Origin of the sequence: Rhizobium sp. G21 (genome assembly GCF_014158035.1) — a bacterium.
In the GTDB taxonomy this organism is placed as follows: Bacteria; Pseudomonadota; Alphaproteobacteria; order Rhizobiales; family Rhizobiaceae; genus Rhizobium_E.
Genome location: NZ_JACFXW010000001.1, coordinates 2,922,327 through 2,945,450, shown reverse-complemented (window position 1 = coordinate 2,945,450; position 23,124 = coordinate 2,922,327). Strand labels below are relative to the sequence as shown.

At 62.9% G+C, this 23,124-nt stretch carries 17 protein-coding genes and 3 pseudogenes; 9 read left to right on the top strand and 11 right to left on the bottom strand.

What is annotated here, in order from left to right:
- Positions 1 to 5: 5 nt before the first annotated feature.
- The 4 genes and pseudogenes from H2O14_RS14910 to H2O14_RS14895 all read right to left on the bottom strand — a co-directional run bounded on the left by H2O14_RS14910 (position 6) and on the right by H2O14_RS14895 (position 4,684).
- Positions 6 to 1,010 (bottom strand): ABC transporter ATP-binding protein, encoded by a 1,005-nt coding sequence (locus H2O14_RS14910; protein ID WP_182828273.1) that lies wholly within the window; start codon positions 1,008 to 1,010, stop codon positions 6 to 8.
- A 52-nt stretch (positions 1,011 to 1,062) separates the two neighbouring features.
- Complete coding sequence (locus H2O14_RS14905) at positions 1,063 to 2,208, bottom strand: carbohydrate ABC transporter permease (protein WP_182828272.1); 1,146 nt, start codon at positions 2,206 to 2,208, stop codon at positions 1,063 to 1,065.
- A pseudogene (locus tag H2O14_RS14900) lies at positions 2,208 to 3,217 on the bottom strand (carbohydrate ABC transporter permease). The gene H2O14_RS14905 and the pseudogene H2O14_RS14900 overlap by 1 nt, the downstream one beginning before the upstream one ends.
- A gap of 105 nt (positions 3,218 to 3,322) precedes the next feature.
- A complete protein-coding gene (locus H2O14_RS14895; protein WP_182828271.1) occupies positions 3,323 to 4,684 on the bottom strand; it encodes an ABC transporter substrate-binding protein in 1,362 nt (453 codons plus the stop codon).
- Between the two features lie 432 nt (positions 4,685 to 5,116).
- Between H2O14_RS14895 and H2O14_RS14890 the strand changes: the two genes are divergently transcribed.
- Together H2O14_RS14890 and H2O14_RS14885 are read left to right on the top strand one after the other, a co-directional pair.
- Positions 5,117 to 6,136 (top strand): LacI family DNA-binding transcriptional regulator, encoded by a 1,020-nt coding sequence (locus H2O14_RS14890; protein WP_182828270.1) that lies wholly within the window; start codon positions 5,117 to 5,119, stop codon positions 6,134 to 6,136.
- A gap of 222 nt (positions 6,137 to 6,358) precedes the next feature.
- Positions 6,359 to 6,795: pseudogene (locus tag H2O14_RS14885) on the top strand (glyoxalase superfamily protein).
- A 62-nt stretch (positions 6,796 to 6,857) separates the two neighbouring features.
- Here H2O14_RS14885 and H2O14_RS14880 read toward each other — a convergent pair.
- The 4 genes from H2O14_RS14880 to H2O14_RS14865 form a co-directional block, all read right to left on the bottom strand.
- Positions 6,858 to 8,879: a DEAD/DEAH box helicase gene (locus H2O14_RS14880; protein WP_182828269.1), complete on the bottom strand. Its 2,022-nt coding sequence runs from the start codon at positions 8,877 to 8,879 to the stop codon at positions 6,858 to 6,860.
- Positions 8,880 to 9,039: 160 nt separating this feature from the next.
- The gene (locus H2O14_RS14875) at positions 9,040 to 9,492 is read right to left on the bottom strand and encodes a DUF2267 domain-containing protein (protein ID WP_246697400.1); all 453 of its coding nucleotides are present in this window, start codon (positions 9,490 to 9,492) and stop codon (positions 9,040 to 9,042) included.
- On the bottom strand, positions 9,465 to 10,454 hold the full coding sequence (locus H2O14_RS14870; protein WP_182828268.1) for a WD40 repeat domain-containing protein: 990 nt from the start codon (positions 10,452 to 10,454) through the stop codon (positions 9,465 to 9,467). Before H2O14_RS14870 ends, H2O14_RS14875 begins: the two co-directional genes overlap by 28 nt.
- Positions 10,454 to 11,572 carry a GTP-binding protein gene (locus tag H2O14_RS14865; RefSeq protein WP_182828267.1) on the bottom strand — a complete coding sequence of 373 codons (1,119 nt, stop codon included), beginning with the start codon at positions 11,570 to 11,572 and terminating at the stop codon, positions 10,454 to 10,456. The genes H2O14_RS14870 and H2O14_RS14865 overlap by 1 nt, the downstream gene beginning before the upstream one ends.
- A gap of 232 nt (positions 11,573 to 11,804) precedes the next feature.
- Between H2O14_RS14865 and H2O14_RS14860 the strand changes: the two genes are divergently transcribed.
- Positions 11,805 to 13,697 (top strand): methyl-accepting chemotaxis protein, encoded by a 1,893-nt coding sequence (locus H2O14_RS14860; RefSeq protein ID WP_246697399.1) that lies wholly within the window; start codon positions 11,805 to 11,807, stop codon positions 13,695 to 13,697.
- Positions 13,698 to 13,715: 18 nt separating this feature from the next.
- Here H2O14_RS14860 and H2O14_RS14855 read toward each other — a convergent pair whose 3' ends face one another.
- Positions 13,716 to 14,498, bottom strand: coding sequence for a creatininase family protein (locus H2O14_RS14855; protein WP_182828266.1), 783 nt, complete (start codon positions 14,496 to 14,498; stop codon positions 13,716 to 13,718).
- A gap of 72 nt (positions 14,499 to 14,570) precedes the next feature.
- On the opposite strand from H2O14_RS14855, the gene H2O14_RS14850 reads away from it, so the two are divergent.
- The 4 genes from H2O14_RS14850 to H2O14_RS14835 all read left to right on the top strand — a co-directional run bounded on the left by H2O14_RS14850 (position 14,571) and on the right by H2O14_RS14835 (position 17,714).
- Positions 14,571 to 15,086 carry a MarR family winged helix-turn-helix transcriptional regulator gene (locus H2O14_RS14850; protein WP_182828265.1) on the top strand — a complete coding sequence of 172 codons (516 nt, stop codon included), beginning with the start codon at positions 14,571 to 14,573 and terminating at the stop codon, positions 15,084 to 15,086.
- Between the two features lie 132 nt (positions 15,087 to 15,218).
- On the top strand, positions 15,219 to 16,241 hold the full coding sequence (locus tag H2O14_RS14845; RefSeq protein ID WP_182828264.1) for a LacI family DNA-binding transcriptional regulator: 1,023 nt from the start codon (positions 15,219 to 15,221) through the stop codon (positions 16,239 to 16,241).
- A gap of 11 nt (positions 16,242 to 16,252) precedes the next feature.
- The gene (locus H2O14_RS14840) at positions 16,253 to 17,206 is read left to right on the top strand and encodes a 2-hydroxyacid dehydrogenase (RefSeq protein WP_182828263.1); all 954 of its coding nucleotides are present in this window, start codon (positions 16,253 to 16,255) and stop codon (positions 17,204 to 17,206) included.
- Between the two features lie 103 nt (positions 17,207 to 17,309).
- On the top strand, positions 17,310 to 17,714 hold the full coding sequence (locus H2O14_RS14835; RefSeq protein ID WP_182828262.1) for a hypothetical protein: 405 nt from the start codon (positions 17,310 to 17,312) through the stop codon (positions 17,712 to 17,714).
- Between the two features lie 14 nt (positions 17,715 to 17,728).
- On the opposite strand, the gene H2O14_RS14830 is transcribed toward H2O14_RS14835, so the two are convergent.
- Together H2O14_RS14830 and H2O14_RS14825 are read right to left on the bottom strand one after the other, a co-directional pair.
- Entirely contained in the window at positions 17,729 to 19,306 is a 1,578-nt protein-coding gene (locus tag H2O14_RS14830; RefSeq protein WP_182828261.1) for a DHA2 family efflux MFS transporter permease subunit, read from the bottom strand.
- A gap of 60 nt (positions 19,307 to 19,366) precedes the next feature.
- Positions 19,367 to 20,557, bottom strand: a complete 1,191-nt coding sequence (locus tag H2O14_RS14825) for an HlyD family secretion protein (protein WP_182828260.1) — start codon at positions 20,555 to 20,557, stop codon at positions 19,367 to 19,369.
- 136 nt (positions 20,558 to 20,693) lie between these two features.
- Between H2O14_RS14825 and H2O14_RS14820 the strand changes: the two genes are divergently transcribed.
- Together H2O14_RS14820 and gltX are read left to right on the top strand one after the other, a co-directional pair.
- Positions 20,694 to 21,389: a TetR/AcrR family transcriptional regulator gene (locus tag H2O14_RS14820; protein ID WP_246697398.1), complete on the top strand. Its 696-nt coding sequence runs from the start codon at positions 20,694 to 20,696 to the stop codon at positions 21,387 to 21,389.
- A 183-nt stretch (positions 21,390 to 21,572) separates the two neighbouring features.
- Positions 21,573 to 23,027, top strand: a pseudogene (gene gltX, locus H2O14_RS14815) (glutamate--tRNA ligase).
- Positions 23,028 to 23,124 lie beyond the last annotated feature (97 nt).

Genomic DNA, 23,124 nt, shown 5'->3' with positions numbered 1-23,124 from the left:
CGGCGTCAGGCGACTGGCCGACCGTCGGCGCCGAAGCGGTGCATCTTGCCCTCCTGCGCCTTCACCGACACCGTGTCGCCGGTGTTGTAGCGGGTGGTGCCGTTTTCGCGCACGGTGAGCGGTTCTTCCGCGCCGATCTCCAGATAGAGATAGGAATCCGCGCCGAGCTTTTCGGTATGGATCACCTTGCCGCTCCATTGACCGCCGCTCTCGACGACATCGAGATGTTCGGGGCGCACGCCGATCGTCCTGCAGCCATAGGGTTCCGCGAGCTTGCCGCCGAGCAGGTTCATCTTGGGCGAACCGATGAAGCCGGCGACGAACAGCGACTGCGGATTTTCATATAGCTCCAGCGGCGTGCCGACTTGCTCGATCTTGCCGGCAGAGAGCACGACGATGCGGTCGGCCAGCGTCATCGCCTCGACCTGGTCATGCGTCACATAGATCATGATCGCATCCGACATGCTTTCATGAAGCTTGGCGATCTCGATGCGGGTGGCGACGCGCAGCGCGGCATCCAGATTCGACAGCGGCTCGTCGAACAGGAAGACCTTGGGATTGCGCACGATTGCGCGGCCGATGGCGACGCGCTGGCGCTGGCCGCCGGACAGCGCCCTGGGCAGGCGGTCGAGATAGGGCGTGAGTTGCAGGATGTCGGCCGCGCCGCGCACCCGTTTGTCGATCTCGGCCTGCGAAGCCTTGGCGATGCGCATGCCGAAGGCCATGTTGTCGTAGACGGTCATATGCGGATAGAGCGCATAGGACTGGAAGACCATGGCGATGCCGCGCTTGGACGGCGGCACGTCGTTGACCAGTTCCCCGTCGATGAACATCTCGCCGGAGCTGATTTCTTCGAGACCGGCGATCATGCGCAGCAGCGTCGATTTTCCGCAGCCCGAGGGACCGACGAAGACGATGAACTCGCCCTTGCTGATCTCGAGGTCGACGCCGTGGATCACTTTCACCGCGCCATAGGATTTCTTGACATCCTTGAGAACCACCCCGTTCATGCGCTTGCTCCCTCGAACTGTTCTTTTTTCATTTTCACTGCGCTCGTCATCGTCAGCCGCCCTTCACCGAACCGGCGAGCAGGCCGCGCACCAGGAAGCGCTGCAGGGTGAAGAACACCAGAAGCGGCACGATGATGGTGATGAAGGCCGAGGCGGTGAGGATTTCCCAATTGCCGCCGCGCGAACCGAGCAGGTTGACCAGCCGGCCCGTCAGCACCAGTTCGTCATTGCCGGTGCCCAGAAACACCATGGCGACCAGAAGATCGTTCCAGGTCCAGAGGAATTGGAAGATCGAAAAGGAGGCGAGCGCCGGGAAAGACAGCGGCAGCACGATCTTGACGAAGATCTCGAAGTCCGAGGCGCCGTCGACGCGGGCGGATTCCATGATTTCCTTGGGCAGGCCGGCCATATAGTTGCGCAGCAGATAAACGGCGAGCGGCAGGCCGAACCCCATATGGGCGAGCCAGATGCCGAGATAGGTCTTGGACGGCACGCCGAAGAAAGCGCCGACGCCGTTATAGAATTTGAGCAGTGGGATGAGCGACATCTGCAGCGGCACCACCAGCAAGCCCACCACCACGGCAACGAGGATCGAGCGGCCGGGAAACTTCATCCAAGCCAGCGCATAGGCCGCGAAGGCCGCCACGAGGATCGGGATGACCGTCGAGGGGATCGCCACCGTCAGCGAATTGATGAAGGACGAGCCGATGCCGGCGGAGGTCAGCACTTCGCGGTAATTGTCGAGCGTAAACCGCGGCGGCGTCTCGCTGACCACGACGAAACGCTGACCGCGCGACCCTTCCATACGGGTGGGCGAGACGATCTCGAAGGAGCCGTCATCCTTCACCGACATCTTGGAGCCGTCACGCAACTCGGCGCTGTCGCCGGGCTTATAGGCTTCGGGCTGCTGCGTGCTCACGCCCCAGGCGACCACCGTGCCGCCGCGCTCTTCCAGCGCATTGCCTGTGATGACGAAGGCGCCGTCGCGTTCGACCTGCTCTTCCGGCGAGGGCGCGCGATAGACGATATTCTGGCGCGAAGTCGACAACGCCGTCCACCAGCCCGATACGGCCAACTGGTTCTTGTCGCGGAACGACGAGATGAACAGGCCCGCAGTCGGCAGCGTCCATAATGCGACGATGAGCAGGACCGAGAGATGAACGACCCAGATCAGCGGGGATTTCTTGCTCGCATACATCAGCGGCCCTCCATCTCGGCCCGCGCATTGCGGATATTCCAGATCATGATCGGGATGACCAGCGCCATGATGACGATGGCGATCGCCGCGCCGCGGCCGAAATCGCCGCCGCCGCGGAACATCCAGTCGAACATGAGATTGGCGAGCACCTGCGTCTGCCACTGACCGTTGGTCATGGCGAGCACGATGTCGAACACCTTCAGCACGAGAATGGTGATGGTGGTCCAGACCACCGCGATGGTGCCCCATATCTGCGGCACCATGATCTTGAAGAAGATCTGGAAACCGTTGGCGCCGTCGATCACCGCCGCCTCGATCGTTTCGTCGGGAATGCCGCGCAGCGCCGCCGACAGGATGACCATGGCGAAGCCGGTCTGGATCCAGATCAGGATCGCCATCAGGAAGAAGTTGTTCCAGAAAGGAATGGTGATCCAGGCCTGCGGCTGAAAACCGAGCCACACGATGAAGGCGTTGAGAATGCCGATCTGCTCGGAGCCGGCGTCGCGATAGTCATAGACGAATTTCCAGATCACCGCCGCGCCGACGAAGGAGATCGCCATCGGCATGAAGATCAGCGACTTGGCGATGTTGCCCCACCAGATGCGGTCGGTCAGCACCGCGATCACCAGGCCGAAGAACGTGGCCAGCGCCGGCACCACAAGCAGCCAGAGGAAATTGTTGAAGATCGATTCGCGGAACTGCGTATCGCCAAACATCCAGATGTAATTGTACAAACCGACGAATTGCTGGCCGTCCTTGCCATGGAAGGACAGCCGGACGGATTCGATGACGGGGTAGATCAGATAGAGCGTCAGCGCGATCAGCGCAGGCCCCAGAAACAGCCAGGGTCTGATCAAGGCGGCGCGGCGCATATTGCGGGCCGCCGCCGCGGCATTGATCCCCGCGACGGCAGCGCGAGATCGAGCAGGAAATTCGACAGGAAGAAATAGGCGGCGCAGCCCGCCACCCCCGCGATCATCGTCACTATGGCGTAAAGCAACTGCTCCATCGCTGAGCCCCTCCCCTGAAGATCGCGATATGACTTCTGTTCTGAAGAAGATGTGGTGAGGCCGCGAAAGCTGCAGCCTCACTCCGATTTTGCCGACCGGAAGATTTACTTCAGCGCGTCCCAGGCTTTCTGGATTTCCCCGCCGACATCTTCGGCCGACTTGCCGCCGGCGTAGTCCACCATGCCGGTCCAGAAGGCGCCGGCGCCGATCTTGCCCGGCATCAGGTCGGAACCGTCGAAGCGAAAGGTCGTGGCGTTGGTCAGGATTTCACCCATCTTTTTCGAAGGTTCGTTCGAATAGGCGTCCGGATTGACCTTCTTGAACGGCGTCAGGAAGCCCGATTGCGCCATCCACACTTCATGGGCGATCGGCGTCTGCAGCCAGGCGATGAAGGCGCGAGCGACAGGCGAATCCTTGGTGATCGCCACCAGCGTGCCGGCGCCGAGCACCGGGTTGCCGAGATCGGGCTTGGAGGCGTAGGGCGGCAGGTAGAAGAAATCCGCATCCTGGCCGAGCTTCGTGCCTTCCGGGAAGAAGGACGGAATGAACGACGCCTGGCGGTGCAGGTAGCACTTGGGCGGCGAGGAGAACATGCCCTTCGGGCTGTCGCGGAAATCGGTGGAAGCCACGGCCTTGGCGCCGCCGTCGACATAGGCGTCGTTGCGGGCGAACCAGCCGAATTCATCGATCGCGCCGACCACGGCCGGATCGTTGAACGGAATCTGGTTGGTGACCCACTGGTCGTAGACCTCGGGTTTCTGCGTGCGCAGCATCATGTCTTCGACCCAGTCGGTCGCCGGCCAGCCGGTGGCCCCGCCGGAACCTAGCCCGATGCACCAGGGCTTGTGGCCGTCGGCGGCGATCTTCTCGGTCAGCGCCTTCAGCTCTTCCATGGTCTTGGGCACTTCATAGCCCGCGTCCTCGAAATTGTCCGGCGAATACCAGACCAGCGACTTCAGGTCGGCCTTGTAGGGGAAGGCGTAGAAATGGTCTGCGCCGTCCTTGCCCTTGTAGCTGCCGAGCTTGACCCAGGAATCGCCGGCGGCGTAATTCTCGGTCATCCACTTGGCGGCGTCGCCGCCGAGATCGACCAGAAAGCCCTTGGAGGCGAGGTCGGCGAGAAGACCCGGCTGCGGCAGAACCGCGATATTCGGCGGGCTGCCGGCCTGCGTGTCGATGACGATCTGCTGCTCGTAGTTTTCAGAGGAGGAATAGTTGACGGTCGCTCCGGTCGCGTCCTCGAAATAGGCGAGCATCGACTTGACCAGCGTCTCGTCTTCACCGCGCCACGGTCCGAAAATCGTCAGCGTCTGGCCCTTCACGTCGCCATGCGCGGCCTTGAATTCCTCGAAGCTCGCCCAGTTGAAGCGCTTGTCTTCACCCGGCTTGAACTTGAGATCGGCGGCGCTCGCGGCGCTGGCCATCAGGGCCATAGCGGCCACGGACATCAAAAAGATCTTCTTCATTCGGCAATCCTCCCTGGATCGGATAAATTAAGGGCGCGGCCTTCGCCTGCCGTCCCCCTGCAAGCGTTCATCCTCACTCTTTCGAACATCTGGAGCCCAGATATTGAAAGCGCTTTAAATGATTAAAGCGTCTTTAAGGGTTGAGTGTCAAGGGCGCAGCGGCAAGATTTTACGCGCGATGGGCGATCATAGGACGTCATACCGGCAATAAGTGTTTTATATCAACAACAGGAGGAAATAGTCCGATTTATTCGGACGACTGCCCTCCTCGCTGCCGGAAAGCTGCTTTGACAACACGGATAAAAAACAATTGATGGCGCTTTCAATTATCAAGCGCCTGTCGTAGGATTTTTGAAAGTGCGGCGCCGACATGGCGATTGAGGGTCGCCATGCGCGGTGTGAACCCGGCGCCGGCAATCCGAGGAGGCCACCATGAACTTGAAAGAGTTCGCCAAATCCATCGGCATGAGCCAGACCACCGTCAGCCGCGCGCTTTCAGGTTATCCCGAAGTCAAGCTCGAAACGCGCGAGAGGATCCTTCGGCTGGCCCAGGAGCTCGGCTATCACCCCAATCGCTCGGCGGCGGGCCTCGCCACGGGCCGGGCAGGCGCTGTCGGCATCGTCATGCGCGAAGGCCTCGGCTTCGACCCGAACACCACCGAATTCATGGCCGGACTCGGCAGCCGGCTCGAAACCCGTCAGATCGACATCCTGATCACCGTCGTCGAGGACCGGCAGGCCGAGCTTGCCGCCTATCGACGGCTCGCCGCCTCCAAGCGCGTCGATGCGGTCATTCTCCACACGCCGACGCTGGACGACGAACGCATGCAGTTTCTCAAAGAGCTCAACATGCCCTTCATCGTCCATGGACGTGGCGACGAGGACGGCGGCTATCCCTGGCTCGACATCGACAATCTCGGCGCCATGTATCGGGCGACCGGCTATCTGCTCGATATCGGCCACAAGCGCATCGGCCTGATCAACGGCGCCAAGGGGGACGTCTTCGCCGAACATCGCGAACAGGGCTACCGCCGCGCCATGAAGGAACGCGGCCTGCAGGCGCCGGACATGCTGGTGGTCAACGGCCTGTTCACCGACGATATCGGCTATCGCGCCATGCAGGATTTCCTCGCGCTGCCAGAGCCGCCGACGGCGGTGCTGGCCGGTTCGATGATGAGCGCGCTCGGCGTCATGCGCGCAGTGCGGTCCGCCGGCCTTCAACTCGGTCGCGACCTGTCGCTGATCGCCCATGACGACGTGTTCAACTATATCAACGCCGACAATATGGTGCCGACTGTATCGACCACACGGTCCTCGATGCGGGAAGCCGGCGTCAGAATTGGCGACATCATCCTGCAGATGCTCGCCGGCCGCGACGTGACGAACCATCACGAGATCTGGCCGGTGGAACTCGTCTTGCGCGAATCCACCTGTCCGCCGCCTGCGGCCTGATCGGGGCAGGCCCGAGCTATTCCGCAGGAGGCGGATTGCCGAGGATTTGACTTTCACCGCAAAAGCGCTTAGCGGGACGTCAAGGGATGGAAACCCCTGCCGCCCGCAATCTCAAGACATGGTGAAGTTTCCGGCGCGATCTCTTTCATCGTTCCCAATGAGGCGTTTCGCCTTGGCAATGCGGGTCCCAAGCAGTCAGGAAACGCCGCCATGAGGACCGCCATGAGCGAGACATCCCGCCTACCCTCTATGGAGGACATCAAGGCCCAGGCCCGCCGCCTGCGCGACGCGCTGGCCAGCCAGGGTTCCCCGTCACCCATTCGAAATCACTGGAACTGATCGCCGCCCAATACGGCTTTCGCGACTGGAACACGCTGCACGCCCGGCTCGGCAATAGGCCGCCGCCGCGCCTGCAGGTCGGCGACCACGCCTCCGGCCTCTATCTCGGCAAACCGTTTCGGGGCAGGGTCGTGTCGCTGCAGCGGATGAACGGATCGGACGACGTCGTCAGGGTCGCCTTCGATTTCGACGAACCGGTCAATGTGTCGAAGTTCGAAAGTTTCGATGTTTTTCGAAAACGCGTCGTCTGCACGCTGGGACCGGATGGTAGGACGGTGGAGAAGACGTCGGACGGCGCGCCGCATCTTCAACTGGCCTGACCAAAGCAAAACGCGCTCCCCGCATGAGGGAGCGCGTCGAATAGACGTCAGGCAATCAGGCGTCAGCCGTTGCTTTTCTTCTTGCGCTTGGGCTTTTCATCGCCGGCGCGAGCAGGCTTGGACGGCTTGCCCCAATCCTTGCCCGGGCGGTCGGCCGGCGGCCGATCCTGATAGGCGGAGCGATCGCCGGCATATTCCGGCTTCCGGCCGAACTTCTTCTTCGGCGCGCCGCCGAAATCATCGGCTGTCGCATCGGCGCGGCGACCGGCCGGCTTTTCGCGCTGCGGCTTTTCCCAGGAGGTGTTGCGATCGTCGCTGCGGGGACGCTCATCGCCGCGCTCCTGCGGCTTGCGGTCGCCATAGGACTTGCGCTCGCCCTGCGGCTTGCGATCGCCATCGAAACGAGGCGCGCTGCGCGTCGGACGCAAATCCGGTTCGCCCTCGACGAGCCTCAGGCGCATGCCGCGCTCGAGCGTCTTGTTGGGACCGATCGCCGCGAGGAAATGCTCGAGGCTGTCGTTGGAGATCTGCACGAAGGTTTCGTCCTGCTGCATCTTGATCGCGCCGATGTCGTGGCGGGTGATGTCGCCGTTGCGGCAAAGGACGGGAATGAGCCAGCGCGGCTCGGCGTTCTGCTTACGGCCGACCGACAGCGACACCCAGGCGCTGGGGCCGAAATCCTCGCGGCGGCGCGGCGCCGGGTCTTCGCGTCCAGCCGGCCGATCGCCGTCACGCGGCGGACGGCGATTGGCGCCGCCGTCGAACACCTGGCCGATATCGACCAATTCTTCCGGCGCGGAGCGGCCGGCGCGATAGAGCCTGAGGAAGGCGGCGGCCACCTGGGCCGCGCCATGCGTCTCGATCAGGCGTGCGCCGATGTCGATCTCGTCCTCGTCGGCGATCCGCGTCAGCATGTCGTCGGCCATCAGCCGCTCGTCGTCGCGGGCGTTCACCTCGTCGGCCGAGGGCGGCGAAGCCCAGGTGGCGCGAACGGTGGCGGCCTGCAGCACGCGCTCGGCTTTGCGGCGGGCGCTGGTCGGCACGATGACTGCGCTCACGCCCTTGCGGCCGGCGCGACCGGTGCGGCCTGAACGGTGCAGCAGCGTTTCCGGATTGGTCGGCAGATCGGCGTGAATGACCAGTTCGAGATTGGGCAGGTCGATGCCGCGGGCGGCGACATCCGTTGCGATGCAGACGCGGGCGCGCCCGTCGCGCATCGATTGCAATGCGTGGCTGCGTTCGTTCTGGCTGAGTTCGCCCGACAGCGCCACCACGGTGAAGCCGCGATTGTGCAGCCGCGCCGTCAGGTGATTGACGGCGGCGCGGGTGTTGCAGAACACGATGGCGTTCGGCGCTTCGTAATAGCGCAGCACGTTGACGATGGCGTTGTCGCGATCAGCCGGAGCGCAGACCAGCGCGCGATAGTCGATATCGACATGCTGCTTCTGTTCGGAGGCGGTGGCGATGCGGATCGCGTCGCGCTGATAGCTTTCGGCCAGCTTGGCGATCGGCTTGGACACGGTCGCCGAAAACATCAGCGTCCGACGTTCTTCGGGCGAGGATTCGAGAATGAACTCCAAATCTTCGCGGAAACCGAGGTCGAGCATCTCGTCGGCTTCGTCGAGCACCACGGCGCGGATGGCCGAAAGATCGAGCGAATTGCGGGTGATGTGGTCGCGCAGACGGCCGGGCGTGCCGACCACGATATGGGCGCCACGATCGAGCGCGCGCCGTTCGTTGCGCATGTCCATGCCGCCGACGCAGGTGGCGATCTGCGCGCCGGCCTCTGCGTAAAGCCATTCGAGTTCGCGGGCGACCTGCAGCGCAAGTTCACGGGTCGGCGCGATCGCCAGCGCGAAAGGCGCGTCGGCGCGGTCGAAACGAGCCTTGCCGGCCAAGAGCGTCGGGGCGAGCGCCAGGCCGAAGGCCACCGTCTTGCCGGAGCCGGTCTGCGCCGAGACCAGCGCATCGCGGCCTTCGAGTTCGGGCGCGAGCACGGCTTTCTGCACAGGGGTCAGTTCGGAATAGCCGCGTTTTTCGAGCGCGACGGCGAGCGCCGGCTCAAGAGCTTGTATATCTGTCATTCCATGTCTTTCGGATGCTGTTGCGACCGGCGGGCCCAAAGCCCTGGAAGTCGCGCGACGCCATTTGCTGCGCCGCAAATCGGAATTGGCGCGTTCATAGGCTGATTGAGGGCAAATGTACAGGGAAAAGGCCGAAGCCGCATGATTTACGGGCCAATGGTTAAGCAGCCCAATAGTCTCGCGCCTGATGGGGCAGCCGTGAAAGCGCGCGATCAAGAGTGATTTGATCCAGACTGGCGCGCAATGCGCGGGCGACCAAACGGATACTGTCGTCATCGGCGAGGTTGTGGTCGCGTCTGTTGGCGCGGACTTCGCGCGCCAGCGCCGCGCGGTCTGGAAACGGCGGGACCTCTGCCGGCGGACGCCAATTCTCGACGAAGATCGCTCGAAGCACTGCGGGCAGAGCATCGGCGAAAACCAGCGCGTCATGAACCGACAGATGCGCCCGAAACACATGCAGCACGGCGCGCGTCACCGCATAGGCGCGGTGACGCGTTTCCAGAGTGGTGAGATCGAGAAGCGCGGTCATGAAGCGCTCGAAATCCCTGTCTGCATGGGCATATTCGGCCGGCACGGTCATCAGGCTCAGACCGAGATGTCGACCACGCCGCAATCGCCGGCGTCCGACGAGAAAGCCAGCAGCTTGCCGCTTTGCGACCAGCTCATGCCGGAAATGCCGCCCTTGCCCGGACGGCGCAGCAGCGCTTCCTTTTCATCGGCCAGGCGCACGCCGAGGATCATGCCGTCGATGAAACCGATGGCCAAAACCTCCTCGTTGGGATGGAAGGCCACCGAGGTCACCATGATATTGGCGCGCGTGCCGAGCTCCAGCGGCGCCTTGCCCATAGGCCCGTCCTTGGACGAGAACGGCCAGACGATTGCCGCCGGCGCGCCTGATGAAGCAAGCCATTTGCCCTTGGGCGACCAGGACAGCGACTTCACCTTGCCGGGATAGCCGCTCATGCGCATATGGCGGGTCTCTTCGTTCGGCTTGACGTCGAGCTTCCAGCCATGCAGCGCGCTTTCCTGCATGGCTGTGACGAGGAAGCGGCCATCGGGCGAAAAGGTCACGAAGGTGTGTGCGCCCTTCCATTCCAGATCGACCGGCGCGCCATTGGTGCCCGCCCAATGCAGCGTGACGCCATTATAGCGGGCAACGCCGATGCGCAGGCCCTTCGGCGCAAACGCCAGATGCTCGATGGTCCGCTGTTCGGTGAACTCCCGACTCTTGCCGTCGGAAGTGATCACCACCGCCGTCTTGCCATGCGCAAAACCGACCGCGCCGGACGGGCCAGCCGCCACGGCGTTGATCCATTTACGCGGCGCTTCGGCCACCTGCGTCACCGACCCGTCGGCTGCGATGCGCTGCACCTTGCCGTCTTCACCGCCGGTAATCAGCGATTTTGTGGCGGGATCGACGACGGCGGTCAACAGGCCATGATGAGCCTCGGAGACCTTATGGCCATTCTCGAGACGGTGGATTTCACCTGAAGACGCGGCGAAAAAAGGCGTATCGCCAAGGAAGAAGGCCCCGTAGACGTGGCCTTCCAGATCGAGCGGCGCAACTGTGGGCATCAGGCGGCCTCACAGGCCTTGAAGCTTTCCTCGATCTTCTTGCGGTCGAGTTCGCGGCCGATGAAGACGAGACGGCTTTCGCGCTTTTCGCCGTCCTTCCAGGCGCGCTGGTGATTGCCCTCGATGATCATGTGCACGCCCTGCACCACATAGCGCTCGTCGTCCTGATCGAATGCGATGATGCCCTTGAGGCGCAGAATGTTCGGACCCTGCACCTGGGTGATCTTTTCGATCCAGGGAAAGAACTTCTTCGGATTCATCTCGCCGCCGCGCAGCGAGATCGACTGCACCGTCACATCATGGATGGCGGACGGCGCATGATGGTGATGGTCGTGTCCATGGTCGTGGCCGTGATCATGGTGATGGTGGTGATCATGGTCATGGTCATGGTCGTGATGATGGTGGTCATGTCCGTGGTCGTGATCGCAATCCGGACCGCAGACATGGTCCTCATGGCCGTGCTCCAGGAAATGCGGATCGTTTTCGAGCGCCCGTTCCAGGTCGAAAGCGCCCTGATCGAGGATCTTGGACAGATCGACATTGGAGCGTTCGGTGCGATAGATCCGGGCCGAGGGATTGATGACGCGGATCACCGCCTCGATATTGGCGAGCTCTTCGGGCGTGACGAGATCGGTCTTGTTGAGCAGCACGACATCAGCGAAGGCCAGCTGGTCTTCGGCTTCGCGGCTGTCTTTCAGGCGCAGCGGCAGATGCTTGGCGTCCACGAGCGCCACGACGGCGTCGAGCTGGGTCTTGGAGCGCACATCTTCGTCCATGAAGAAGGTTTGCGCCACCGGCACCGGATCGGCGAGCCCCGTGGTCTCGACGATGATCGCGTCGAAACGGCCGGGACGGCGCATCAGGCCTTCCACCACGCGGATCAGGTCGCCGCGCACCGTGCAGCAGATGCAGCCATTGTTCATTTCGTAGATTTCTTCGTCCGACTCGACGATCAGGTCGTTGTCGATGCCGATCTCGCCGAATTCGTTGACGATGACGGCGTAGCGCTTGCCGTGGTTTTCGGTGAGAATACGGTTGAGCAGCGTCGTCTTGCCGGCGCCGAGATAACCGGTGAGCACGGTGACGGGGATGGGCTTGGCGGTCTGGGCTTCGGTCATGGGACTTCCTCGCGGAATGTAATAATATATCGTCGGCGCTCTATATAGGAGAGATGCCGGGCGAGCGCAAATCCCTGCCGCCGCTCTTTTTCGTAGCTGCGCCTGGATGAGGCCCGCGGCGCGACCTGTCAATTTTTGCCTAAATTCTCATGTGATTTATATTACTTTATATTCACTTTTGCGCCGCACAACGGACGGGACCCTGCCCCAGCCTCGGAGGAAGAGGACCCCTATGCTGCAAAATCTGCCGATCCAGATGAAAATTGGCCTCGTGATGATCTTCATGGCCGTCGCCTCCCTCGCAATCGCCGGCGTCGGCATCCTGGGCATGCGCGACATCGGCGGCACGCTGGCCTCGGTGGGCGCCCGCGAGGAAATGGCTCGCGAAGCGATGGATCTTCGCGTCGACATCATCGCCATCAGCCGCATGACCTATCAATTGGCCGCAGCTCCCGAAAAGGCCGTGGACTTCGCCGCCGAGACGGAAAAGCGCGCCGGCGAAATGCTGGAGCGGCTTCCGAAGATCGAACAGGTGGCGAACGCCGAAGAGAAGAAGATGCTAGGCGACGTAGAGGCCGCGCTGCTGGCCTATTTTGATCAGATCCGCGCCATGGTGAAGACGGCTCAGGACGGCGGCGACGCCGAGAGCCTGAAGGCTGCGCTCGGCAAGGCGCTCGACGCGCAGAAAGCCGTCACCGCCGCCGTCAAGATCTACAGCAAATCCTCCGGCGAAAGCCTGGCGACGGCCCGCGCCGACGCGCTCGCTGAAGCCGATCTCGCCATCTGGATCCAGATCGGCGTCGCCGCCTTCTGCGTGATCATCGGCGGCGGCGTCAGCTCCTACATTGCCCGCAACGGCATCTCCAAGCCGATCAAGGCGCTGACCGGCGCGATGAGCCGGCTTGCCGGCGGCGATCTCTCCGGCGAAGTCGACAGCACGGCCCGCCAGGACGAAATCGGCGAAATGGCCCGCGCCATGGAGATCTTCCGCAAGAACAGCATCGCCATGCGGCAGCTGGAAGCGCAGGAACAGGCGCTGCACGCCAAGAGCGCCGAGCTGCAGAACACGATCAGCGGCGTGGTCGCCGCCGCGGTCAACGGCGATTTCTCGCTGCGTATTTCCAAGGATTACGACAATCCCGACCTCAATCGCTTCGCCTCGAGCGTCAACGAACTGGTCGGCACGGTCGACAAGGGCGTCGGCGCGATGCGCCGGGTGATCGGCGCGCTGGCGGATGCCGACCTCACCCAGACCATGCAGGGCGAGTTCCGCGGCGCCTTCGCCGAATTGCAGAACAATGTTAACGCGACCATGGAGACGCTCGCCTCGACGATCGAACGCATCCGCCTCTCCGGCTCGACCATCAACGACAACACCCGCGAACTGAGCGCCGCCGCCAACGATCTCTCCCGCCGCACCGAGCAGCAGGCCGCTTCGCTGGAAGAAGCAGCAGCAGCCCTCGACGAGATCACCGCCACCGTGCGCAGCACCTCGCAGCGCGCCCATGAAGTGACCTCGATGATGGTGGAAACCAAACAGAGCGCCGGCAAATCGGGCGCGATCGTCCGCGACGCCGTCTCGGCGATGAGCCGCATCGAGGAATCCTCCGGAAAGATCAGCCAGATCATCGGCGTCATCGACGAGATCGCCTTCCAGACCAACCTGCTCGCTCTGAACGCCGGCGTCGAAGCCGCTCGCGCCGGCGACGCCGGCAAGGGTTTCGCGGTCGTGGCGCAGGAGGTGCGCGAACTCGCCCAACGCTCCGCCAACGCCGCCAAGGAAATCAAGGCGCTGATCAACCAGTCGGAGACGGAAGTCTCCACCGGCGTCGGCTTGGTCCGCTCGACAGGCGAGGCGCTTGTGGAGATCGAAGGCCTGGTGAACCGCGTCAACGACCACATCGAGACCATCTCCAAGGCGACACAGGAACAGGCCTCTGCGCTGCAGGAAATCAACAGCTCGGTCAATCACATGGACCAGATGACCCAGCAGAACGCCGCCATGGTCGAGGAAACCACCGCAGCCAGCATGTCGCTCTCCGAACAGAGCCGCCATCTGCATGAATTGCTGGAGCGATTCCGCCTGAGCGCGTCCACCACCCGAGCGGTCCGCCGCGCCGCTTGAGGTCCGGATCGAGGCGGCTCAGCCGCCTCGTCCGCCCGGCGAGAACAAGTTGAGGTCGAACCTCGCCATGTCGTCCACCAGCTCCACGAGCCCCGAGACGGCATGGGTCAAAAGCGCCTCGCCTTTCTCACTGGTGGCCAGTCGCGCATCGCCGGCCGCGCCCTCATCGTTGAGATCGCGCATCATCCATCCGAAGGCATGCGGCCCGTAAGCGCGTAAATGGGTAAAATTCCGCGCGAAATCCGCCTGGCGGGACGCAAAGTTCGTGCATTTCTCGCGTTCGACCAGATCGGGCCTGAGCGCCAGCATCACCGATGTCTCAATCTCGCCGCCATGAATGTCGAAGGCCTTCCTCTCCGGTGGGACGATGGCGGCCGGTATGCCGAAGCGCGTCCAGCTGGTGGCGATGCAGAGCATGCCGAAACGCAGGCGCGCCTCCATGGCGACGATCGACAGAAGAGGCGAATTGCCGCCATGCGCATTGAGCAGCATCAGGCGTCCCACGCCCTGCCCGCGCAGCGTCGCGGCCATGCCGAGCCAGCGTTCGATGGCCTCCTGGTAGCCGAGGCTTCGTGTCCCCGGCCGATCGAGATGCTCCGGCGAGTAGCCGACCGGCTCCACCGGCAGCAGGATCACGTCGCGCGCTCCGAGCGCCGCCTCGAGACGCGCAGCCATCCCTTCCACGATCACCGCATCCGTCTGAAGCGGCAGATGCGGCCCGTGATATTCATGCGCCCCGAGCGGCAGGATGGCGATGCGGTCGCTCCAGCCGCCGGGCGGCGGTCCCGGCATATTGCTCATCTTTTCCTTGCCTTTGCCAATCGCCATACGTCATACAGACGGAAAGCAGAAAATCCTAGGGCGGGGCGGGGCATGGCCAAGAAGGACAAACAGGCCAAGAAGGATAAGTCCGAAGACAAGGATAAGCCCAAGGAGAAATACGAGCCGGGGACGCTACAGCCCGAACTCACCAAAGCCGCCCGCTCCATGCGCACCTTCCTGACGCGTTCGCTGTCCGCGAGCGGCCTCTATGCCGGCCAGGACGGCGTGATCCTGGCGCTGTCGTCGCAGGAAACGATGACCGCGGGCGCGATCGCCGCCGAACTCGGCGTCAAACCGCCGACCATGACGCGCACGCTGTCGCGCATGGAAGCGCAAGGCTTCATCAAGCGGGTCGCCGACGAGAGCGACGGCCGGCAGATGCGCGCAGCGTTGACCGATCTCGGACGCAGGCAAGTCGGCGCGATTTCCTATGCGGTCAAGGCGACCGAAGCCTTCGCCCTGACCGGCTTCAGCGACAAGGAAATCCGCCAATTCTGCAAGCTTCTCAGAAAGATCAACGGCAATCTCGGCCAGGAAAACGACAAGGGCGACGGTTTCGGTGAATAATGCTTCGCTTTTCTCCGTCGTCGACCTTGCGGCGCGTCGGCTATGTGATACCTCAAACGATTTAGGAGGATTATGCAGCCCTGCATGCGCGTCTGGCGGCGCGTTCGGGCGGCCGACCTCCTGGGAGGACGCATGGCTCAGAAGATAAAACTGTCGACGATCGCCGAGACGCTCGGCGTATCGACCGCCACCGTGTCGCTGGCGCTGCGCGACAGTCCGCTGGTCGCCGCTTCGACGCGCGAGAAGATCAAGGATCAGGCGCGCGCGCTCGGCTACATCTACAACAGACGCGCCGCCAGCTTGCGCACGTCCCGCTCCGGCATCATCGGGGTAATCGTTCATGACATCATGAACCCGTTCTACGCCGAAATCCTCAAGGCGATCGAAAGCGAACTCGACCGCAGCCAGCACACCTTCATTCTGTCAAATCACTACGATTCCGTCGAGAAACAGCGGAATTTCATCGAAACCATGCTGCAGCTCGGCGGCGACGGCATCATCATGTCGCCCGCCATCGGCACGCCGAAGATCGATCTCGAACTGGCCGAGGAAAACGGCATGCCGGTCATTCTGGTGGCCCGCACGATCGAGGACGTCAATCTGCCCGCCTTCCGCGGCGACGACAGCTACGGCATTTCGCTCGCCACCAACCATCTCATTTCGCTCGGCCACCGCGTCATCGCCATGGTCGGCGGCACCGACCAGACCTCGACCGGCCGCGATCGCTACCAGGGCTATGTCAATGCCCTGCGCAAGGCCGATATCGCCGTGCTTCCGGAGTTGCGCATTCCCGGTCCCCGCACCCGGCAGGGCGGTTTCGAGGCGGCGGTGAATTTTCTCTCTCATCCGCTCAAGCCGACCGCCGCCGTCTGCTGGAACGATCTCGTCGCCATCGGCCTGATGAACGGCGTCGCTCGCGCCGGTCTGATTTCCGGGGTCGACATTTCCGTGACCGGCTATGACGACCTCGAAGAGGCCTCGATCGCCACGCCCGCGCTGACCACCGTGTGGAACGGCCAGTCCGAAGTCGGACGACTGGCCGCCCGCGCCCTTCTCGATCGTCTCGCCGGCAGCCACGAGCCGGACGGACTGCATCTGATCAAGCCCGAAATGCGCATCCGTCAGTCAACGGGGCCGATGAAACCTCGCAAATAAAGGTGACGCTCATGAAAACCGTGCTGATGGTCGGCCGCGCCCATCCCCGTTTCCGCGAACGGCTCGCGCCGCATTTTCGTCTCCTCGAGCTGCCGAGCGCGCGGCCGGAAGACGTGACGCCCGAAATGGCGGAAACCGTCTCCGGCGCGACCACCTTCAACGATTTCAAGCCGCCGCTGTTCGACGCCCTGCCCAATCTGAAGATGGTCGCCAATTTCGGCGTCGGCTATGACGGCGTCGACGCCGCCTATGGCGCCGGCAAGGGCGTGATGGTGTCCAATACGCCCGAAGTGCTGGACGAAGAGGTGGCCGACACCACGATCGGTCTTCTGATCAACACGATCCGTCTCCTGCCGCAGGCGGAGAATTATCTCCGCGCCGGCCGCTGGGTGAAAGAAGGCGCGTTCCGCCTTTCGCCATTGTCCTTGCGCGGCCGCCATGTCGGCCTCTATGGCCTCGGACGCATCGGCCAGCAGATCGCCAGGAGGCTGGAGCCCTTCAACGTCAAGATCAGCTACCACACCCGCAGCCCCAAGCCTGGCGTTTCCTACGACTACCTTCCCACTTTGGAAGCGCTGGCCGAAACCGTGGACACGCTGATCGCCATCGTGCCGAAGACGCCGGACACGCATCGCACCATCAACCGGCAGATTTTGCGAGCGCTCGGCCCCGACGGCGTGCTGATCAATGTCGGCCGCGGCTGGACCGTCAGCGAACAAGATCTGATCGAAGCGCTGCGAGCCAAGGAGATCGCCGGCGCCGGCCTCGACGTGTTCGACGACGAGCCGAACGTTCCAGTCGAACTCCTGGAGTTCGACAACGTCTCGCTCTTGCCGCATGTCGCCTCGGCTTCGGTGATCACCCGCAACGCCATGGCCGACCTCGTCGCCGACAATCTCATCGCCTTCCTTGGTGACAAAGCCCCTGTCACGCCGGTTCCGGAATGCCGGGCCCTGCTCGATTAAGGCTTGATTCACCATAAATATTAATCGTTAACGCTCGGGTAAGGTTTGCCGCGCATTCTCGTCTGCGGAATTTCTAAAATTTCGTCGGAAGAAGGAGCAAGCCATGCTTCGCATGTTCGCGGTCACAGCGGCCATCATCGCTGCGGGATATGTCTATCTGCCGGCCCAGGAGGGCGCGGCCAGGATCGACCCCGTGACATCCGCATCGGTCGCCAGGCCGGACAACAAGGAGTTCACCGTCTCCAACATGGAAAATGGAGCCGTCTGCATCGTCACCCGCGGCAAACTGCTCAGTTCCCGCTCGAGACAGGTTCAGGCGAGCGCCGATTGCGAGCAGGTTTGGCCCGGCCTCGCCACGGCCCGTAACTGGACCGACAATGGCGACGGCACCGTGGCGCTGACCAATGACGGCGGCGAGGCGATCCTGACGCTCGGCTTCGGCGACGGCGTCGAATATGAAAGCCTCGAGCCCGAAAACGCAGTCCTGGCGCTCAACGGCATAGGCTGAGCGCCCGAAGAGCGTCAATGCCCGCCGCCGCCGGCGGCCGGAGCGGCGCGCGGCTTCTTCAGCGTCATCGCCAGCACCACGAGTGCGGAGAACAACAGCGCCAACAGCATGAAGATGTCGATGAAGGACATCACATAGGCCTGCTGGTTGACCATGCCCACCACCTTCTGAACGGCGATCGCCGAGCCGTCCATGCCGGCCCCGTCATATTTGGCGGTGAGATTGGCGATCATCGACACGGCCTCGGGATTGGCCGGGTTCACATGTTCGGCCAGTTGCCCGTAGTGGACCTTGTTCTGCTGTGTGATCAGCGTATTGATGACCGCGAGCCCCACCGCGCCGCCGAGATTGCGGGTGAGGTTGTAGAGCCCCGACGCATTGGCGATGCGGTTCGGCGGCAGGGTTCCCAAGGCGACGTTGTTGATCGGCACCATGGCGAACATCAGCGAGAAGCCGCGCAGGATCTGCGGCACGAGCAGCTCATAAAAATCCCAATCCGCCGTCAGATGCGCCATCATGTAGTTGGACAGCGCAAACCCGCCGAAACCGACCATCATCATCACGCGCGGATCGAGCTTGCTGGACATGATGCCGGCGATCGGCGCGGTGCAGAACATCGCCAGACCCGACACGAACATCGTCTCGCCGATCATCAGCGAGTCATATCCCCTGATATGACCGAGATATTGCGGGTAGAGATAGGTCAGACCATAGAGCCCGATGCCCATGATGAAGGAGAACATCGAGCCGAAGGCGAAATTCCGGTCCTTGAAGGCCTTGAGATCGACGATCGGGAACGGCGCGGTGAAGGCCCTCCAGAAAAACACCAGCGCGCCGGCGGCCAGAGCGACCGTGCCCATGATGATGTGCTCGTCGTCGAACCAGCCCTTGGCGTTTCCTTCCTCGAGAACATATTCCATCGATCCGAGAAACACCGCCATGGCGGCGAGGCCGGTCCAGTCGAATTTCTTCATCAGCGAATGATCGGGCTTGTCGAAATCGATGAACATCCAGGTGGTGATCGCCACGATGACGCCCGGGATGACATTGACCAGGAACAGCCAGTGCCAGGAAAAGATGCTGGTGAGATAGCCGCCCACCGTCGGCCCGATCGTCGGCGCGAGCGTCGCCACCAGACCGATGATTGGCGAGACGACCGCGCGTTTGGACGGCGGGAAGATGGTGAAGGCCGCGGCGAACACCGAGGGAATCATGCCGCCGCCGATGAAGCCCTGGATCGCGCGATAGACGATCATCTGGTCGATATTGGAGGCGGTGGCGGCCAGCGCCGAAGCGATGGTAAAACCTGCCGCGGACACGGAGAACAGCACTCGCGTCGACAACACCCGCGCCAAGGTGCCGGACAGCGGGATCATGATCACTTCCGCGATCAGATAGGAGGTCTGCACCCAGGCGATCTCGTCGTTGCTGGCGCTCAGCCCGGCCTGAATTTCCGAGAGAGACGCCGAGACGATCTGGATGTCCAGGATCGACATGAACATGCCGAAGACCATGGCGAAGAAGGCGATCAGCCGCCGCGTATCCATCTGTTGGGCAGGCGCTCCCGCCATGCTGCTTGTCGTGGCCGCCATGGCGGGCCTCCTGTCCGTCGCCCGGGCGCGACGCTTTGAACCAGACTGCGGGAATTGCGCTTATTTCAGGTGCCGAGCCGGATCGCCGGTGCGGCTGTCGACTTCGGCGACGACGCTGAGACCCGCCCGCAGATGGCCGCTCTCAAGAGCGTCCTTCGGCAGCCGAATGCGAACCGGCACGCGCTGAATCACCTTGGTGAAATTGCCGGTCGCATTTTCGGGCGGCAGCAGCGAGAACACCGAGCCGGAGGCGGGGGAAATCGACACAACCTCGCCATGCAGCGTCTCGCCGCCGAGCGCGTCGACTTCGAGCGTCACATCGGCGCCCGGGTGGATGCCGGCCAACTGCGTTTCCTTGAAATTGGCGTCGACGTAAAGCTCGGTGACCGGAACCAGAGCGGCGAGCTTCTGACCCGCCGAGATGAAATCGCCGTCCTGCACGGCGATGTTGCCGGCGACGCCGTCGAAGGGCGCCTTGATCACGGTGAAGCCGAGATCGCGGGCTGCCTTGTCCTTCGACAATTCGAGAGTGCGGATCTGGCTTTCGGCTTCCGCCTTCTGCGCGGTGACGACGGCGATATTGGCCTTGGCCGAGGCGATGGCGGAATCCGCGCCCACCAGATTGGCCTTGGCCTGATCGAGCGCAACCTGGGCGTTGTCGAGATCGGCGACCGTGCCGGCATTGTTGGCCGCGAGTTTGCTGGCGCGCTGTTCGGTGATCTCGGCGCCGCGCAACGTCGCCTGCAAGGCCGTCTTCGAGGCCTCGGCTTGGGACAGGGAGGCGCGAGCCGCTTCGATCTGCGCATCGAAACGATGCAGCGCCAGCTTCTGCGTCGCGATCGCTGCGTCCGCCTGTTCAACGGCGATGCGATAGTCACCGGAATCGAGGGTGACCAGCGGATCGCCCTTGTTCACCCTCTGATTGGCGATGACGTCGACACGGGCGACGTAGCCGGACACTTTGGAGGCGATGTTGGTGATGTCGCCTCCGATATAGGCGTCGTCGGTCGACACCATGAACCGTCCATCGATCCACCATTCGTGGCCGTAATAGGCCCCGCCGGCGAGACCGGCCAGCAGCAGCATGGACAGCACAACTTTCTTGACCCCGCCCTTCGACCTGGGCTTCTGCGGCGGCGCGTCGGCGGCCTGGACGGGCGCTGCGGGCGCGCGCGGAGCCTCTGCTGCGGGCTCGGCTTTGAACTCTTCGTCCACGGGACGGACTTTGGCGCTGCTGGTCGGATTGGCCATGACGAACTCGATTCTTTGGGCGGCGATCTGATCGAACCGAACGGTTCGGTTTGAAATTGACATAGTCCCTTTTTTGTTCCATAGCAACATCAATCGAACCACGCGGTTCGAATAAAATGAACAAATGGGAAAAGGCATGGCGAACAAGGAAAGCCGCGCCCCGGTGGAGGAACCGCAGCAGCTCAGCCTGTGTGGTCCGGGACGGCGGCCCGCAGCGGGGGAAGATCCCGCCAAGCGGGAACAGATCCTCGATGGAGCCCAGCAGGTTTTCATGCAGCTCGGCTATGACGCCGCCAGCATGAACGACATCACCCGCGCCGCCGGCGTGTCCAAAGGCACGCTCTACGTCTATTTCGCCAACAAGGAAGATCTCTTTGCGGCGATGATCGACCGGCAGAAAAGCCGCATCATGAGCATGCTCCGCCAGGTGCTGGAAAGCGGCCTGCCGCTCGACGAAACGCTGCGCCAGTTCGGCGTCGGCCTGACGGAGCATATCTGTTCCGAGCGGGTGATACCCGCCATGCGCATGGTCATCGGCGTGCTCGACCGCATGCCGGATCTCGCCAAGCGCTTCTACACCACCGGCCCCGGCGGCGGCCCGATGCTGCTCACCCTATATATCCAGAAGCAGCTCGAACTCGGCACGCTCCGCAACATCGAAGATCCCGAATTGGCCGCCCGCCAATATGCCGAACTCTGCATGGCGGGCATTTTTCGATCGCGCCTGTTCAACGAGATGCCGGAACCGCCCTCGCCCGAGCGCATCGCCCGGAATGTCCGCGAAGCCTTGCGCCTCTTCCTGGGAGCCTATGCCGCCAAGCCCGGCGAATGAGCTTTTCCTTGACGACATGGGCTGAATATGGCCTAAGGCGGCGCTGACGGAATTGTCCGGCGCCGCCGCATCTCATGGCGTCTCCGCGACTTCTTCCCCACCGAATTTCATCCGGCGAGCCGGCCGGCCCAAAAGGCCTTGGCTGGCGCGGCGGCTTTTTTGCATGATCCATGGGCCAGTAACATGACAACTTCAGGCGTCCGCGTCCGCATCGCACCTTCTCCCACCGGCGAGCCGCATGTCGGCACCGCTTACATCGCGCTGTTCAACTATCTTTTCGCCAAGAAACATGGCGGCGAATTCATCCTCCGCATCGAGGACACCGACGCCACCCGCTCCACCGCCGAATTCGAGCAGAAAGTGCTGGACGCGCTGAAATGGACCGGCCTGACCTGGTCGGAAGGCCCCGATGTCGGCGGTCCCCACGGCCCCTACCGCCAGTCCGAGCGCAAGGACATCTACCGCCCCTTCGTCGAAAAGATGGTCGAGGAAGGCAACGCCTTCCGCTGCTTCTGCACACCGGCTCGGCTTGAACAGATGCGCGAGGCGCAGCGCGCCGCCGGAAAGCCCCGGGCTATGACGGGCTCTGCCTGCATATCAAGGCCGAAGAAGTCACCGCCCGCGTCGAAGCCGGCGAGCCGCATGTCGTGCGCATGAAGATCCCGACCTCGGGCTCCTGCGATTTCCACGACGGCGTCTATGGCGACGTGTCGATCCCCTGGGACAGCGTCGACATGCAGGTGCTCTTGAAAGCCGACGGCATGCCGACCTATCACATGGCCAACGTCGTCGACGACCACCTGATGAAGATCACCCATGTGGCCCGCGGCGAGGAATGGCTGGCGTCGGTGCCCAAGCATATCCTCATCTATCGCTATCTCGGTCTCGAGCCGCCGGTGTTCATGCATCTGTCGCTGATGCGCAACGCCGACAAGTCGAAGCTGTCCAAGCGCAAGAACCCGACCTCGATCTCCTATTATTCGGCGCTCGGCTACCTGCCGGAAGCGCTGATGAATTTCCTCGGCCTGTTCTTCATCCAGATCGCCGAGGGCGGAGCTGCTGTCGATGGAAGAGCTGATCGAGAAGTTCGATCCCGACAATCTCTCCAAGGCCGGCGCGATCTTCGACGTCCAGAAGCTCGACTGGCTGAACGGTCGCTGGCTGCGCGAAAAGCTGTCGCCGGAAGAGTTCGTCGCGCGCGTGCTCGACTGGGCGTCCGAAAACGACAGGCTGGTAGAGGGGCTCAAGCTCTCCCAGAGCCGCGTGACCAAGCTCGGCGAATTGCCGCCGCTCGCGGGCTTCCTGCTGTCGAACGATGTCGGTCTGACCCCCGCCTCCTTCGCCAGCCTCAAGACCTCTCCGGCCGAGACGCTCGAGATCGTCGCCACCGTTCAGGCCGATCTCGAAAAGATTCTGGAATGGAATGTCGGGACCATCGAGGAAGAGCTGCGCGCCATCTCCGACCGTCTCGGCAAGAAGCTGCGCGTCGTCACCCCGCCGCTCTTCGTCGCCGTCTCCGGCAGCCAGCGCTCGCTGCCGCTGTTCGATTCCATGGCGCTGCTTGGCCGCTCGGTCGTCCGCCAGCGCCTCAAGGTGGCGATCCAGGTGCTGACCTCCATGGTGGGCAGCGGAAAATAAGGAAGCCCCTCCCCTTGTGGGGAGGGGTTGGGGAGGGTCTTCGCCCTGAGCAAGACGCCTCCCCTCCCCGTCGCTTCGCTCCGACCCTCCCCACAAG

Bases quoted from the DNA above. Each gene is read 5' to 3' on its own strand.
- H2O14_RS14855 (WP_182828266.1), bottom strand. From the start codon at position 14,498: ATGAGCAATATGCCGGGACCGCCGCCCGGCGGCTGGAGCGACCGCATC.
- H2O14_RS14895 (WP_182828271.1), bottom strand. From the start codon at position 4,684: ATGAAGAAGATCTTTTTGATGTCCGTGGCCGCTATGGCCCTGATGGCC.
- H2O14_RS14825 (WP_182828260.1), bottom strand. From the start codon at position 20,557: ATGGCCAATCCGACCAGCAGCGCCAAAGTCCGTCCCGTGGACGAAGAG.
- H2O14_RS14850 (WP_182828265.1), top strand. From the start codon at position 14,571: ATGGCCAAGAAGGACAAACAGGCCAAGAAGGATAAGTCCGAAGACAAG.
- H2O14_RS14835 (WP_182828262.1), top strand. From the start codon at position 17,310: ATGCTTCGCATGTTCGCGGTCACAGCGGCCATCATCGCTGCGGGATAT.
- H2O14_RS14910 (WP_182828273.1), bottom strand. From the start codon at position 1,010: ATGAACGGGGTGGTTCTCAAGGATGTCAAGAAATCCTATGGCGCGGTG.
- H2O14_RS14865 (WP_182828267.1), bottom strand. From the start codon at position 11,572: ATGACCGAAGCCCAGACCGCCAAGCCCATCCCCGTCACCGTGCTCACC.
- H2O14_RS14820 (WP_246697398.1), top strand. From the start codon at position 20,694: ATGGCGAACAAGGAAAGCCGCGCCCCGGTGGAGGAACCGCAGCAGCTC.
- H2O14_RS14905 (WP_182828272.1), bottom strand. From the start codon at position 2,208: ATGTATGCGAGCAAGAAATCCCCGCTGATCTGGGTCGTTCATCTCTCG.
- H2O14_RS14845 (WP_182828264.1), top strand. From the start codon at position 15,219: ATGGCTCAGAAGATAAAACTGTCGACGATCGCCGAGACGCTCGGCGTA.
- H2O14_RS14860 (WP_246697399.1), top strand. From the start codon at position 11,805: ATGCTGCAAAATCTGCCGATCCAGATGAAAATTGGCCTCGTGATGATC.
- H2O14_RS14880 (WP_182828269.1), bottom strand. From the start codon at position 8,879: ATGACAGATATACAAGCTCTTGAGCCGGCGCTCGCCGTCGCGCTCGAA.
- H2O14_RS14890 (WP_182828270.1), top strand. From the start codon at position 5,117: ATGAACTTGAAAGAGTTCGCCAAATCCATCGGCATGAGCCAGACCACC.
- H2O14_RS14870 (WP_182828268.1), bottom strand. From the start codon at position 10,454: ATGCCCACAGTTGCGCCGCTCGATCTGGAAGGCCACGTCTACGGGGCC.
- H2O14_RS14830 (WP_182828261.1), bottom strand. From the start codon at position 19,306: ATGGCGGCCACGACAAGCAGCATGGCGGGAGCGCCTGCCCAACAGATG.
- H2O14_RS14840 (WP_182828263.1), top strand. From the start codon at position 16,253: ATGAAAACCGTGCTGATGGTCGGCCGCGCCCATCCCCGTTTCCGCGAA.